13 protein-coding genes are annotated in these 15,031 nt (G+C 62.2%); 11 read left to right on the top strand and 2 right to left on the bottom strand.

The annotated features are described in order from the left end of the window. The coding region (locus ACTQ4R_RS10145) for a transposase (protein ID WP_441628313.1) at positions 1–945 on the bottom strand (945 nt) is incomplete at its 3' end. Positions 946–1,114: 169 nt separating this feature from the next. Here ACTQ4R_RS10145 and ACTQ4R_RS10140 point away from each other — a divergent pair. The 11 genes from ACTQ4R_RS10140 (at position 1,115) to ACTQ4R_RS10090 (ending at position 12,810) form a co-directional block, all read left to right on the top strand. After that, positions 1,115–3,769: an NYN domain-containing protein gene (locus ACTQ4R_RS10140; RefSeq protein ID WP_441628311.1), complete on the top strand. Its 2,655-nt coding sequence runs from the start codon at positions 1,115–1,117 to the stop codon at positions 3,767–3,769. A 4-nt stretch (positions 3,770–3,773) separates the two neighbouring features. Next, positions 3,774–4,202, top strand: coding sequence for a signal peptidase II (locus ACTQ4R_RS10135; protein WP_441628309.1), 429 nt, complete (start codon positions 3,774–3,776; stop codon positions 4,200–4,202). Between the two features lie 114 nt (positions 4,203–4,316). Further along, positions 4,317–5,108 carry an HpcH/HpaI aldolase family protein gene (locus ACTQ4R_RS10130; protein ID WP_441628307.1) on the top strand — a complete coding sequence of 264 codons (792 nt, stop codon included), beginning with the start codon at positions 4,317–4,319 and terminating at the stop codon, positions 5,106–5,108. 130 nt (positions 5,109–5,238) lie between these two features. After that, positions 5,239–6,108 (top strand): isocitrate lyase/PEP mutase family protein, encoded by an 870-nt coding sequence (locus ACTQ4R_RS10125; protein ID WP_441628305.1) that lies wholly within the window; start codon positions 5,239–5,241, stop codon positions 6,106–6,108. A gap of 48 nt (positions 6,109–6,156) precedes the next feature. Continuing rightward, complete coding sequence (locus ACTQ4R_RS10120; RefSeq protein ID WP_441628321.1) at positions 6,157–7,065, top strand: AEC family transporter; 909 nt, start codon at positions 6,157–6,159, stop codon at positions 7,063–7,065. 254 nt (positions 7,066–7,319) lie between these two features. Then, complete coding sequence (locus ACTQ4R_RS10115; RefSeq protein ID WP_441628303.1) at positions 7,320–8,531, top strand: ABC transporter substrate-binding protein; 1,212 nt, start codon at positions 7,320–7,322, stop codon at positions 8,529–8,531. A gap of 109 nt (positions 8,532–8,640) precedes the next feature. Then, entirely contained in the window at positions 8,641–9,540 is a 900-nt protein-coding gene (locus ACTQ4R_RS10110; RefSeq protein ID WP_441628319.1) for a branched-chain amino acid ABC transporter permease, read from the top strand. Beyond that, positions 9,537–10,688, top strand: a complete 1,152-nt coding sequence (locus ACTQ4R_RS10105; RefSeq protein ID WP_441628301.1) for a branched-chain amino acid ABC transporter permease — start codon at positions 9,537–9,539, stop codon at positions 10,686–10,688. Before ACTQ4R_RS10110 ends, ACTQ4R_RS10105 begins: the two co-directional genes overlap by 4 nt. Further along, positions 10,681–11,457, top strand: a complete 777-nt coding sequence (locus ACTQ4R_RS10100; protein ID WP_441628299.1) for an ABC transporter ATP-binding protein — start codon at positions 10,681–10,683, stop codon at positions 11,455–11,457. Before ACTQ4R_RS10105 ends, ACTQ4R_RS10100 begins: the two co-directional genes overlap by 8 nt. Before the next feature lie 12 nt (positions 11,458–11,469). Next, complete coding sequence (locus tag ACTQ4R_RS10095; RefSeq protein WP_441628297.1) at positions 11,470–12,174, top strand: ABC transporter ATP-binding protein; 705 nt, start codon at positions 11,470–11,472, stop codon at positions 12,172–12,174. Between the two features lie 12 nt (positions 12,175–12,186). Then, the gene (locus tag ACTQ4R_RS10090) at positions 12,187–12,810 is read left to right on the top strand and encodes an AAA family ATPase (protein ID WP_441628295.1); all 624 of its coding nucleotides are present in this window, start codon (positions 12,187–12,189) and stop codon (positions 12,808–12,810) included. A 48-nt stretch (positions 12,811–12,858) separates the two neighbouring features. Here the strand turns inward: ACTQ4R_RS10090 and ACTQ4R_RS10085 are convergent, their stop codons facing one another. Further along, complete coding sequence (locus tag ACTQ4R_RS10085) at positions 12,859–15,006, bottom strand: efflux RND transporter permease subunit (RefSeq protein WP_441628293.1); 2,148 nt, start codon at positions 15,004–15,006, stop codon at positions 12,859–12,861. Positions 15,007–15,031: the final 25 nt, after the last annotated feature.

The following is a 15,031-nucleotide window of genomic DNA, read 5'->3' as shown; positions in this document are numbered from 1 at the left end:
GGAGAGAACCCTTCCATCACCAAATACTTTCTTGCAAATATGCGGAGTCTTGTAAGCGGAATCTGCAACAATGGTCTCTACTTCGGGGAATGCCTTCGTTACCTTGTCATATGCCTCATCAAAGGCCACGCTGTCATGAACATTACCGGGAGTTACCACTGTCTCCAACACAAAACCGTGTTTGTCACAGGCAGTATGGGCTTCGTAAGCGAACTGCCGCTTGTGCTCTCCCTTTACAAATAAGCCACAGTCCGGGTCAGTCACGCTCTTTGTTACCGTGTGTGTTTTCTCTTTCTTCCTGCGGGCCAGCTTCCTCTTGGAAGTGTTGTCTTTTCGCTTCTTAGGTGCTGTCGGCGGCTCATCGTCATCATCGTCAAACGGCTTTTTGCCGTGTGCCTCTCTGTCCGCATTGACCTCCGCCATCAGCTCCTTCGCATAATGCTTGGACGCCACAGGCACCTGCTCTTTTATCTGCTTCTTTGTATTGGCATTTGCCTTGATATGGGTACCGTCTATGAACACTGCCTTCGGGGATAGGTAACCTGCTTCCGCTGCTTCTTCCAGTATCCAGCTAAAGATCTGGTTCACTGTATCCTCTGTGAACCGGTGACGGAAATTATAACTCACCGTGGAAAAATGCGGTGTTTCCTCCTGCAGCGTATATCCCAGGAACCAGCGGTAAGCTACATTCAAGCCAACTTCATCTGCTGTTCTCCGCAGGGATGGCAGTCCGTACAGATGCTGGATCAAAACCATTTTGAACAGTACCACTGGGTCTACGCTGGGACGTCCGTTATCCTCACTGTACAGTGGTTCCACCATTTCATAGAGTCGATTAAAATCTACCGCCGCATCTATTTTTCTCAGCAGATGATCTCTCGGCACCAGACTTTCTGTATCCACGATTTCTACGATTCCGCGATCCAGTTTCCCTCGTTCCAGCATCTTTCATCACCCATGCTTATTTTACCATATAAATGCGATAAAGCCCAGCTATGCTGGACTTTTTCGACAGCCTGAGGACCCCGCTTAGGCGGGGTCCTTTTTGCGTCCTTGCGCCCTGTGAGGGAAAATGGTATGATACTCTTGTATTTTTATGAGTTTGGAGCGTGCCATGAAAAAACTGGTCGTTGGAATATTGGCCCATGTGGACGCGGGTAAGACCACGCTGTCGGAAGCCATGCTGTACACCGCCGGCGTGCTGCGGAAGCTGGGACGGGTGGACCACCGGGACGCCTTCCTGGACACGGACGCCATGGAGCGGGAGCGGGGCATCACCATCTTTTCCAAGCAGGCGGAGCTGACGCTGCCCCAGGCGGCGGTGACGCTGCTGGACACCCCGGGCCATGTGGATTTTTCCGCTGAGATGGAGCGGACGCTGCAGGTGCTGGACTGCGCCATCCTGGTCATCAGCGGCACCGACGGCGTCCAGGGCCACACCCGGACGCTGTGGCGGCTGTTGGAGCGCTATCACATTCCCACCTTCCTGTTCGTGAATAAAATGGACCTGGCGGGGGCCGATAAGGATGCCCTGCTGGCGGGGCTGAAGCGCCACCTCTCCGGCGGCGTGGTGGATTTCACCTGCCGGGAGGGGGATTTTTGGGAGGAGGCCGCCGTCTGCGACGAGGGCGTTTTGGAGCGGTTTTTGGACACCGGCACAGTCAGCGACGATGACCTGGCGGACATGATCGCGGCCCGGCGGCTGTTTCCCTGCTGGTTCGGCTCCGCACTGAAGCTGGAGGGGGTGGAGGACTTTCTGGAGGGCCTTGGCCGCTACGGCAGGGCTCCGGCCTACCCGGTGGAATTCGGCGCCCGGGTGTTCAAGATCAGCCGGGACAGCCAGGGAGCACGCCTCACCTGGCTGAAGGTCACCGGCGGCACCCTGCGGGTGAAGGACCTTCTGACCAACCGCCGCTCCGGCCTTTCGGAGGACCGGGTGTGGGAGGAAAAGGCGGACCAGCTGCGCATCTACTCCGGCACCAAATTCCGCCCGGTGGAGGAGGCGCCCGCGGGCACCGTCTGCGCCGTTACCGGCCTCAGCCGCACCCGTCCCGGGGAGGGCCTGGGGGCGGAGACCGCCTGGACGGCGCCGCTGCTGGAGCCGGTGCTGACGTACCAGGTCCAACTGCCGGAGGGGACGGACCCCCACACGGCTCTTACGAAGCTGCGGCAGCTGGAGGAAGAGGACCCCCAGCTCCACATCGTCTGGAACGAGCAGCTGCGGCAGATCCACGCGCAGCTTATGGGAGAGGTGCAGCTGGAGATCTTACAGCGGCTCATCCGGGAGCGGTTCGGCATGGAGGTGGCCTTCGGCCAGGGCAGCATCGTCTACCGGGAGACCATCGCCGCCCCGGTGGAGGGCATTGGCCACTTTGAGCCCCTGCGCCACTACGCGGAGGTCCACCTGCTGCTGGAGCCCGGGGAACGGGGCAGCGGCGTCACGCTGGACACCGCCTGTCCGGAGGATGTGCTGGACCGGAACTGGCAGCGGCTCATTCTGACCCACCTGGCGGAAAAGGAACACCTGGGCGTGCTGACCGGCTCGCCCATCACGGATATAAAAATTACCCTGGTGGCGGGGCGGGCCCATGTGAAGCACACGGAGGGCGGCGACTTCCGCCAGGCCACCTACCGGGCGGTGCGGCAGGGCCTCATGCAGGCGGAGAGCATCCTGCTGGAGCCCTGGTATGAGTTCCGGCTGGAGGTGCCCGCCGCCCAGGTGGGCCGGGCCATGAGCGATCTCCAGCGCATGAACGGAGAGACAGATCCGCCGGAGACGGTGGGGGAGGAGACGGTGCTCACCGGCCGCGCCCCCGTGGCGGCACTGCAGAATTACGCCCGGGAGGTCACCGCCTACACCCGGGGCCGGGGCCGGCTCCTGTGCACCCTCCGGGGCTACGAGCCCTGCCCGCGGCAATCAGAGGTGGCGGAGGCCATGGGCTACGACCCGGAACGGGATATGGACAACACACCGGACTCCGTGTTCTGCGGCCACGGCGCCGGCTACACCGTCAAGTGGAGCGATGTGCCCGCCCACGCCCATGTGGACAGCGGCCTGCGGCTGGGGGCGCCCGCCCCGGCGCCGGAGGAGAGGCCCCAGCCCCGCCGGGAGAGCACCTACGCCGGGACGCTGGAGCAGGACAAGGAGCTGCGGGCCATTTTTGAGCGGACCTACGGACCTGTGAAGCAGCGGGCCTTCCAGCCGCCCCGGGAGCCGAAGCGCGCACCGGCGGAGGCGGCGGAAAAGCGGACCATCCGTTCCCAGGACCTGGGGCCGGAGTATCTGCTGGTGGACGGCTACAATATCATTTTCGCCTGGGACGAGCTGAAGGCGGTGGCACGGGACAATCTGGACGCCGCCCGCAAGCAGCTGATGGACCTTCTCAGCAATTACCAGGGCTTTAAAAAGTCCGTGGTCATCCTGGTGTTTGACGCCTACAAGGTCAAGGGCGGCCTGGGCTCCGTGGAGAAGTATCACAACATCCACGTGGTCTACACCAAGGAGGCGGAGACAGCGGACGCCTTCATCGAAAAGGCCACCTATGAGATCGGCCGGCAGCACCGGGTGAAGGTGGCCACCTCCGACGGGCCGGAGCAGCTCATCATCCTGGGCCACGGCGCCCTGCGGCTGTCTGCCTCCGCCTTCCATGCGGAAGTGGACGAGGTAATGGCCCAGATCGCGGCGGCTATGGACCGCAACAACCAGCCGGGCAAGGCCCGGGCGGTGAAAGCCGCCCTGGAGAAGGCCCGGGAGAACAAGGAGGAGTGAGTCCATGCTTTTGACCATGTGCGTTGCCGGCGCGGCGGCGTCCGCCTGTACGGCGTTCCGGTGGTATCTGGACCGGGACACCCGGCGGGACAGCACTCACGCCGGAGGGCGTATCCAGCTGACGGGCCTGCGGAACCACGGCTCCGCCTTCGGCCTGCTGGGGCTGAACAGCCGGCAGCTGGCGGCGCTGTCCGCTGCCCTGATGGCCGGGGCCCTGCCGCTGCGGCGGGACAGCCGGGTGGGCTGCGGACTGCTGCTGGGCGGCGGCGTCAGCAACCTGTGGGAGCGGGTGCGCCACGGCAGCGTGTACGACTATGTGCGCTTCCCAAAAGCGCCGGAGCCGGTCTGCCGGTATGTGTTCAACCTGGCGGACTTCGCCATTTTCCTGGGAGCGGCGGAGATCCTTGCGGGAAAAGGGAAAAAACGGCGCTGACCTGTTGACAAACAGGTGAAAATGTGCGTACAATAGGTATAGATTGAATATGGAATCAAATTCCACAATACGGAATAAACGGCGCGCTGCCGAAAAAAGATAAGGAGAATTGCAATGGATAAGTTGAAAATGCCCTCCATGGAAAGTGTTGACAAGTTCAAGGCCGCCATGGACTCCGACCAGGGTGCGTTGGGCCCCTTCATGATCACCTCCGACCCCGCTTATGTGGAAGCGGCCGGCTATGCCGGGTATGATTTCGTGCTGCTGGATATGGAGCACGGCCCAGGCACCTTTGAAAACCTGCAGAATTTGATCCGCGCCGCCAACGTGGCCGGCGTGTGCCCGGTGGTCCGCGTGCCCCGCGGCATGGACATCTGGATCGACCGGGCCCTGGACGTGGGCGCCGGCGCCCTGCTGGTCCCCCAGATCGACACTGCCGACCAGGTCCGCGCCGTGGTGTCCGCCGCCAAGTACGGCCCCGTGGGCACCCGCGGCACCAACCGCTTCGTCCGTTCCGCCTGCTACGGCGCCATGCCCGGCAGCGAGTACTTCGCCAAGGCCCAGGAGACCGTGGTCATCATCCAGGCCGAGGGCAAGAAGGCCGTGGAGAACCTGGACGAGATTTTGGACGTCCCCGGTGTGGACGTGCTGTTCATCGGGCCCTATGACCTGTCCAGCTCCCTGGGCCACGTGGGCGAGGTGAACCACCCCGACGTCATCGCCTGCATCCAGGGCATCATCGACAAGGCCAACGCCAAGGGCGTGAAGCTGGGCTGCTTTGCCGACACCGTGGAGGGCGCCAAGAAGTGGCGGGACATGGGCATCAAGTTCGTCAGCTACACCTGCGACACCTACCTCTTCTACCAGGCGGCCAAGGCGGATGTGGAGGCCTTTGCCAACAAGTAATGGCACAACAGAACAGGCGGACGGTCTTGCTGGACCGCCCGTCTGTTTTTTCAAAAAAATACGTTGCAATCCGAAAAAAACTACCGCACAATAGAACTGTTCAAACAAAATCCGGAAATGGGGGATCACCATGGAACAGAGGAAGCGGCTGCGGGCACTGGTGGAGGCGCCGGAGATTTTAGTGCTGCCGGGGGCATACGACGCCCTCAGCGCCAAGATCCTGGAGCAGGCGGGCTTTGACGGCGTGTACTTCACCGGCTACGGCCAGTCCGCCAGCTGCCTGGGAGCGCCGGATGTGGGCCTCATGACCATGACGGAGATGGCGGAGCGGGCCGCCCGCACCGCCGCCGCGCTGACAGTGCCTCTGGTATGTGACGGGGACACCGGCTTCGGCAACGCGGTGAACGTGGTCCGCACCGTCCGGGAATACGAGCGGGCGGGAGCCGCCGCCATCCAGCTGGAGGACCAGACCTTTCCCAAAAAATGCGGCCACATGACAGGCCGACAGGTGATCCCGGCGGAGGAGATGGCGGAAAAGCTCTGCGCCGCGGCCGCCGCCCGGCGGGACCCGGACTTTCTCATCATTGCCCGGACCGACGCCCGGACCACCCTGGGGCTGGAGGAGGCCATCCGCCGGGCCCGGCTGTACGCAGAGGCGGGGGCGGACCTTTTGTTTGTGGAGTCTCTGGAGAGCCCGGAGGAGATGCGGGAGGTGAACCGGCGTCTGCCGCTGCCTACGGTGGCCAACATGGTGGAGGGAGGCCGGTCTCCGGCGCTGACGGCGGCGGAGCTCCAGGAGCTGGGCTACGCGGCGGTGCTGTTCCCGGTGGCCTCCGTGTACGCCGCCGCCTGGGCGGTGCGTGGATTGGCGGACACGCTGCGGCGCACCGGCACCACCGCCGGCTGGAGCGGACAGATGATGGATTTCGCGGATTTCAACCGCCTGGTGGGGCTGGAAGGGGTCCGAAAGCTGGAGCGGGGAGACTTGTCCGGCCTGTAAGGGCGCTTTGACGGAAGAAACAATGGAAAGGGGCGTGACGCCGTGGATATGTCCGGTATGCTGGCGCGGCAGGGTCAGCTTTTCTTGCTGCTGGCCCTGGGGCTGCTGTTCAAACGAAAGCACATCCTGGACGGCAGCTTTCAGCGGGGACTGACGGAGCTGATCATCAAGCTGGTGCTGCCCTGCAGCATCATTCAATCCTTCCGCATGGAGTTCAACGGGGAGATCCTGCGGCAGACGTGGCAGATCCTGGCGGTGTCCACGGCGCTGCAGCTGGGCTGCTGGGGCCTGGCCCTGGCGCTGTACCGGCAGCGGGACCCCTCCAAGCAGCCGGCCCTGCGGTACGCCACCTTATGCTCCAACGCCGCCTTCTTAGGCTCTCCGGTGGTGGACGGGATTTTCGGCAGCCAGGGGATGCTGCTCTCGTCCATTTACCTAACGCCCCAGCGCATCGCCATGTGGACGGTGGGTCTGGGCTTCTTCACTAAGGGCAGCAAGCAGAAGCTGTGGAAAAAGGTCCTGGGGAATCCCTGCATCGACGCGGTGTTCATCGGGCTTGCGCTGCTTTTGACCCAGTGGCAGCTGCCGGGGGTGTTGGGGAGCACCATCCGGTCTCTGGGAAACTGCAACACCGCCCTTTCCATGTTCCTCATCGGCATGATCTGCGCCGATGTGGACCGGCAGGACTTCCTGGACGTGGATTCCCTGTACTTCTCCGCTGTGCGCCTGGTGCTGATCCCGGGACTCTTGCTGCTGGGGTGCCGCCTGGCCGGTACGGCGGAGCTGGTCACGGACGTGTCCGTGGTCCTGGCGGCTATGCCCGCCGGCGGAACCACCGCCATTCTGGCGGCCAAATACGGCGGCAACGCCCGCTTTGCCGCCGGCTGTGTCACCGTGTCCACGCTGCTTTCATTGCTGGCGGTCCCGGCCTGGTGCCTGGTGCTGCAGGCACTATGAAAAACAGGTATGAGGATATGCTGCGGTGTATGATGGCAAAATGCTGACTGCTTTTTTAAAGCGCTGAATAATTTTTTTGAAATTGTTTCGATTTACGAAAATAGAGACGTTTTAACCGAATGTTTTGTGTGTTTGACGTAATTGACAAAACGACGAACAGAGACTATGATGAGGAAAACGCAAGGACGCGAGGATGGTTTTCATCCGCGCGTCCTTCGTTTTTTAGGGAGATTTTACATTGAGGAGGCACCATTATGAAAAGAAGATTTTTGAGTATCCTGCTGGCCGGCTGTCTGGCCGCGTCTCTGACTGCCTGCGGCGGAACGAAGGAAGAAAGCGCCGCACCTGCCGAAAGCAGTGATTCCGCCAGCGGTGAGCCCATCCTGCTGGGTACCATTTCCCCCAACACCGGCAACCTGGCCGCCTACGGCACCGCCATCGTCAACGGTGTGAACCTGGCTGTGGAGGAGATCAACGCCGCCGGCGGCGTGCTGGGCTCTCAGATCCAGGTCGTCAATGCCGATGACCAGGGCGACCCCACGGAATGCATGAACGCGTTTAACTCCCTGGTCTCCCAGGGTGTGGGCCTCATCGTTGGCTCCTGCACCTCCAGCTGTACCTCCGCCATCACCGACAGCGCCAACGAGGAGGAGGTCTGCCTGACCTCTCCTTCCTCCACCGCTGACTCCATCACCACGGAGGATGACTACGTGTTCCGCGCCTGCTACGCCGACAGCTTCCAGGGCGCCATCGCCGCCGCCTACGCCAAGCAGGCGGGCTACTCCAAGGTGGGCGTTGTCTACTGCGCAGCCGACACATACTCCAAGGGACTGTATGACTCCTTCTCCGCCGCCTGCGAAAAGTACGGCGTGGAGGTAGCCGCCGTGGAGTCCACCGCCTCCATGGACGTGCAGGACTACACCAACCAGTTTGCCTCCATGGTGAACGCCGGCGTGGATCTGGTGTACGCGCCGTATTACTATGATGTCATCGGCCCCTATCTGGTCACCCAGGCCCGTGCCGCCGGATACACCGGCATCATCATGGGCGCTGACGGCTATGACGGCGCTCCTTCCTACGTGGTGGAAGGCGCTGACCTGACCGCTTTCAACGATGTCTACTGGACCAACCACTATGACCCCGCCGATGAGTCGGAACTGGTGCAGGATTTCGTCAAGGCCTTCCAGGACAAGTACGGCGAGACCCCCATGGCCATGTCCGCCCTGGCCTATGACTGTGTGTACATGTACAAGACCGCCATCGAGGCCGCCGGCTCCGCTGACGCCGCCGCCGTCCGGGACGCCATGGCTGACACCTCCCTTACCTACGAGTGTGTGACCGGCACCTTCACCCTGGATGAGAGCGGCACTCCCGTCAAGGGCGCCACCATCGTCTCCTTCGCCTCCGAGGGCTCCGAGGTCACCACCACGCTGGTGGACGTGGTCAAGGAGCTGCCCGAAGCGTAATACTTGACACAACCGAACGAATACTCTGCAATGGCGCGGAGGAGGGGCGCCCGGACCCGGGCGCGCCTCCTCTGTTTGTTTTCTAGAAGGAAGAGAAAGGGGAGACCCAATCGTGAGTACATTTATCCAAACGCTGGCCGTGGGGCTTCGCCTGGGCAGCATCTATGCCCTGGTAGCCCTGGGCTATACCATGGTGTACGGCATCATCCGCCTCATCAACTTCGCCCACGGCGATTTCATCATGGTAGGCGGCTACACCATGATCTTCACCATTCCGGCGGCGCTGGCGCTGGGCCTGCCGGCCTGGTCCGCCGTGCTGGTGGCCATTGTGGTGTGCGCGCTGGTGGGCATGGGCACGGAACTCATCGCCTACCGCCCCGTGCGGAAAAAGGGCACCAACATGACCGCCCTCATCACCGCCATCGCCATGAGCTTGTTTTTGGAAAATCTGGCCCAGGCCATTCCGGCCATCGGCCCCAACCCCAAGGTTGCAAGCCAGATCTTCTCCGCCGGCGGCCTGCGCATTGCCGGCGTGACCTTGGAATATACCACCTTACTCACCATCGCCATCAGCGCCGTCGTCATGGTGGTGCTGTATGAGTTCACCCAAAAGACCCGCCTGGGACGGGCCATGCGGTGCGTCTCCGAGGACAAGGAGGCGGCCACCCTCATGGGCATCAACGTCAACCACACCATCCTCTCCACCTTTGCCATCGGCTCGGGACTGGCGGCTGTGGCGGCGCTGATGTACATGGCCCAGTATCCCAAGATCTACACCACCATGGGCTCCCTGCTGGGCTTAAAGGCCTTCGTGGCCGCTGTGCTGGGCGGCATCGGCATCATCCCCGGCGCCGTGCTGGGCGGTGTGGTCATCGGCCTGGTGGAGTCCTTCACCACCAGCTACATCTCCTCCAGCATGGCGGACGCCTTCGTGTTTTTGATCCTCATCGTGGTGCTGGTGCTGAAGCCTGCCGGCATTATGGGGAAGAATGTGGGTGAAAAGGTATGAAAAAGAATAAAACCAAGCAGGGATACCTGCTCAATACCGCCGTCATCGTTGTTCTGTTTGCCCTCTTTCAAGCTCTGACGGCCACCATGGGCGGCAGCGGCTCTTTTAAGCTGGTGCTGGCCCCCTGCCTGTGGCAGTGCTGCTACCTCATCATTCTGGCCGCGTCGCTGAACCTGGTGCTGGGCTTTTTGGGCCAGCTGTCCCTGGGCCACTGCGGCTTCATGGCCATCGGCGCCTACACGGCGGCTCTTTTGAGCCTGGCCTGTGAGCGGGGCGGTGTGTTTGAGGACAAGGAGGGCCCCGTGTTTTTGGCGGTCCTCATCGGCTGCATCCTGGCCGCGGGCCTGCTGGCGGCTCTGGTGGGCCTGCTGGTGGGCATCCCCGCCCTGCGGCTGAAGGGCGACTATCTGGCCATTATCACCCTGGGCTTCGGCATGATCATTGTCAACATCATCAACAACCTCCCCTTCTGCGGCCAGGACGGCTTGAGCCTGGGCTCCGCGTCCTCGTCCCTGTATAAAAATGGCCTGGGCTTCGGCAGCAAGGGCAAGGTCAGCTTTTTGTGGATGGCCCTGCTGGTGACCCTGTTGTGCCTGGTGATGATGTTCATGTTCATTCGCTCCAAGTACGGACGCTGCATCCGGGCTATCCGGGACGACGAGATCGCCGCCTCCGCCTCCGGCATCAACACGTCCTTCTACAAGATCATGACCTTCTCCTACTCCGCCTTTTTCGCCGGCGTGGCCGGGGCATTGTACGCCTGTGCCAACGCCACGCTGTCCACCTCCTCCTTCGCCTTTTCCAACGGCGGCATTTTGAATTCCACCTTCATCGTGGTCATGGTGGTGCTGGGCGGCATGGGCTCTTTGACGGGCTCCATCGTGGCGGCGGTCATTATGTTCCTGGTGAACTACCAGATCAAAAACGGCGCCTGGGTGACGGCACTGCCGGCGGCGGTGCAGGGCGTGTTCCAGTACCCCATGCTGGTGTACGCCATCGTGCTCATCGTGGTCATCATGTTCCGCCCCAAGGGCATCTTTGGCTCCTATGAGTTTTCCCTCATCAACCTGGGCAGCGACTTGAAGGCCGCCCGCATGCGCAAACAGGCGGAGCGGACGGAGCGGAAGGAGGCGAAGGCACATGCTTGAGGGCAAGAAAACACCTGTCCTGGAAACGAAAAAGCTGGGCATCACCTTCGGCGGACTGAAGGCGGTGCAGGATTTCAACATCCAGATCTACCAGGGAGAGCTGGTGGGCCTCATCGGCCCCAACGGCGCGGGTAAGACCACCGTGTTCAACATGCTCACCGGCGTGTATGTTCCCACGGAGGGCACCGTCCTTTTGAACGGCGTGCCCCTCAACGGCAAAAAGCCCCACCAGTTCGTGGCGGCCGGTGTGGCCCGTACCTTCCAGAACATCCGGCTGTTCAAGCAGATGACGGTCATTGAAAACGTAAAGACCGCCTTTACCAAGGATATCCATTATAATATGCTGGACGCCACCTTCCGCACGCCGAAATTCTGGAAGGCGGAGAAGGAGATGACCGAGAAGGCCATGGACCTGTTGGCCATCTGCCACCTGGAGGACAAGGCGGACGTCATCGCCGCCAACCTGCCCTACGGCCAGCAGCGCAAGCTGGAGATCGCCCGGGCCCTGGCCACCAATATGAAGGTGCTGCTGCTGGACGAGCCTGCCGCCGGCATGAACCCCACGGAGACGGCGGAGCTGCTGGAGTGCATCAATACCATCCGGGACCGCTTCGGCGTGGCGATTTTGCTCATCGAGCACGATATGGCCCTGGTGATGAACGTGTGCGAGCGCATCCAGGTCATTGACTACGGCCAGACCATCGCCTCCGGCCTGCCGGAGCAGATCGCCAACAACCCCAAGGTCATCGCGGCCTATCTGGGCGAATAAGGAGGGAAAACCATGCTGGAAATCAAGGACTTAAATGTCTTTTACGGAGCCATCCACGCCTTGAAGGGGATCTCCCTCACCGTGGGCGACGGCGAGCTGGTGTCCCTCATCGGCGCCAACGGCGCCGGAAAGACCACCGCCCTGCACACCATCTCCGGCCTGCTGACCGCCGCCTCCGGCACCATCACGCTGGACGGCAAGGACCTGCAGAAGGTGGCCCCCAACACCATCATCAGTCTGGGCCTTGCCCATGTGCCGGAGGGGCGCCACGTGTTTGCCCGCATGACGGTGGAGGAGAACCTCCGCATGGGCGCTTATATTGTCAAGGACCAGAAGAAGATCGCGGAGAACCTGGAAAAGGTCTACCACCACTTCCCCCGGCTGAAGGAGCGCTATCGCCAGCTGGCAGGCACCCTCTCCGGCGGCGAGCAGCAGATGCTGGCCACCGGCCGGGCCCTCATGACGGACCCGAAGATCGTGCTGATGGACGAGCCGTCCATGGGCCTTTCCCCCTTGCTGGTGAAGGAGATCTTCGCCATCATCCAGGAGCTCCACAAAAGCGGCATCACCATTTTGCTGGTGGAGCAGAACGCGAAGATGGCCCTGGCGGTTTCCGACCGGGCCTACGTTCTGGAGACCGGCACCATTTCCATGGAGGGCAGAGCCTCCGACCTGGCCGCTGACGACCGGGTCCGCAAGGCCTACCTGGGCGCGTAAGGAGGACGGCGTATGGATAAGTTTGTCATTACGGTGGCCCGGGAGACCGGCAGCGGCGGCCACGACATCACCCGCAGACTGTCAGATGTTCTGGGCATTCCCTACTATGATCGGGACCTGCTGCGCAAGGCCTCGGAGGTCAGCGGCATCCATGAGCGGCTCTTCGGCGCGGCGGATGAGCGCATCGGACTGAAGGAGATGCTCTCCGCGGCGGAGAAGGTGTACACCGGCGAGATCCTGCCGCCGGACAGCGACGACTACATCTCCACCCGGAACCTGTTCAGCTTCCAGGCCAAGATCATCAAGGAGCTGGCGGAGACCGAGAGCTGCATCATCCTGGGCCGCTGCGCCAACTATCTGCTGATGGACCGGCCCAATGTGCTCAAGGTGTTCATCCACGCGCCCATCGAGGCCCGGGAGGCCCGGGTGGCGTCCTATTCCCTTGCCTGGAGCGCCCGGGAGGTATCCCGGCACATTCGGGTGGAGGACAAGCGCCGCTCCGCCTATTACCGCTATTACACCGGCGAGGAGTGGCGGGACGCCGCGGCCTATGACCTGAGCCTGGATTCCGAGGCTCTGGGGGAGGAGGGCTGCGTGGAGATGATCCAAAAGGCCCTGCCGCTGTTCTGTAAGTAAATACGGACTGAAAAAACATCCCTGTGCGTTCAGCACAGGGATGCTTTCTTATTGCCGGACCGACGGCTGGGCGGAGGTCTCCGCCGGCTGGGCTTCTCCGGCGGGGAGCGCTTTGCCCCGGCGGGGAGGCGGCGTGGTGCGCCAGTGGCGGCTGGTCTTGTTGAACACCGGCTCACACACGCACAAGATGGCGGGCATGAGGAACAGGCTCACCAGGGCGGAGATGAGAGCGCCCCGGGCCAGCATGACGCAGATGGAGCCGATGAGGTCGATGGAGGAGACAAAGGACACGCCCAACGTGGCGCAGAACAGCACCAACGCGCTGGTGACGATGGAGGCGTCGGCGGCGTCGGCGGCCACCCGGATGGCCTCCATCCGGGGCCGGCCCTTCCGCAGTTCCTCCTGGAAGCGGGAGGTCATGAGGATGGCGTAATCCACCGTGGCGCCCAGCTGGACGCAGCTGATGATGGTGGGGGCGATGAAGGGAATGGCCGTGCCGGTGAAATAGCAGCAGCCCTGGTTGATGAAGATGGCCAGCTCAATGGTGGCTACCAGTACCGCAGGAATGGTGACGGACTGGAACACGATGGCGATGATGAGGAAGATGGCGGCGATGGAGATGTAATTGGTGACGGTGAAGTCCACGGCGGTGGTGTCGATTAGGTCCCGGTACATGGCGCCCTCGCCGGTGATCATGGCGGCGGGGTCGTACTCGTGCAGAATGGCGTTCATGGCGTCCAGCTGATCGGACACCAGGTCCGTGGCCGGCTCATAGCTGGAGTTCACCATCATCAGCTGGTAGCCCCCCTGCTTGAGCATATCCCGCACCTCGGAGGGGACGAAGAAGTCCGGGATGCCGGTGCCCAGGATGCGGTGATAGGACAGGACGGAGGTGACGCCGGGCACATTCTCCAGCCGCTTTTCCATCTCGCCCATGTCCCCGGCGGACAGATCGTCCCGCAGGACAATGAAGTGGGAGGTGGCCATGTCGAAGTCGTCCTTCAGCTTTTCGTTGCTGACGATGGAGGGCAGGTCCCGGGGCAGGGATTCATCCAGCTTGTAGTAGATATTGGCGTGGTTTTGGGAGTAGACCGCCGGGAAAAACAGCGCCACAGCCAGAACCGTCAGCAGCACCCGCCGCCGGAGAATGAAGCCGTTTACCCGGTGGAAGCTGGGAATGAGGGTCTTGTGCTTGTGCTTTTCGATGTGCTTGTCGAAGATGAGCACCAGACTGGGCAGCACCAGAATGACGGTGGCCACGCCCAGCACCACGCCCTTGGCCATGACGATGCCGATGTCCCTGCCCAGGGTCAGCTGCATGAAGCACAGGGCCAGAAAGCCGGCGATGGTGGTGAGGCTGGAGCCGGACAGGGACCGGAAGGCCGCCACGATGGCCGCGGCCATGGCGTCCCGCTTGTCGTCGTGGTGCAGCCGCTCCTCCTCGTACCGGCGGTAGAGGAAGATGGAGTAGTCCATGGTGACGCCCAGCTGCAGCACCGCCGCGATGGCCTTGGTGATGTAGGAGATCTCACCTAAGAAAATATTGCTGCCGAAATTGTACACCACAGCCATGCCGATGCTGGCGATAAAGACCAGGGGCAGCACCGTGGACTCCAGCGTCACGCTCATGGCCAGCAGGGCCAGCAGCACCGCCAGGCCCACGAACAGCGGCAGCTCGCTGTCCATGATGTCCCGGGTGTCCTTGATGACCACGGAAAAGCCCGCCAGGAAGCACTTTTCATTGCAGACCTGCCGCACCTGCTCAATGGCGTCCATGGTCTCGTCGGAGGCGCCGGGATGGTCGTACTGAATGATCATCATGGTGGCGTCCCCGGAGAAGAACATATCCCGGAAGCTGGCGGGGATCATGTCCGTGGGGATCTGGATGCCCACCAGATTGCTGATCCAGATGGCGTTGGACACGCCGGGCACCTCCCGGATGGCGTTCAGCAGGTCGTTGGTATAGCCCGCCGGCATGCCGTCCACCACCAGCATGCTGGTGGCGGCCATCTGGAAGGGGTCCTCCAGCAGCTGCTCGCCCTGGGAGGAGGGCAGGTCCTGGGGGAGGTAGGAGAGAATATCATAGTTGATGCGGGTGGCGGCAAAGCCGATGATGGAGGGGATGAGCATAAAGACGGCAATGGCGGCCACCAGCTTTGGCTTTCGCGTCAGCTTGTGGGCGATTTTTTCGATCACGGGAACAACACCTGTCCTTTCCCCG

Source organism: Dysosmobacter sp. Sow4_B12 (genome assembly GCF_052116665.1).
Taxonomy (GTDB): domain Bacteria; phylum Bacillota; class Clostridia; order Oscillospirales; family Oscillospiraceae; genus Oscillibacter.
This window is presented reverse-complemented; position numbering and strand designations above follow the sequence as displayed.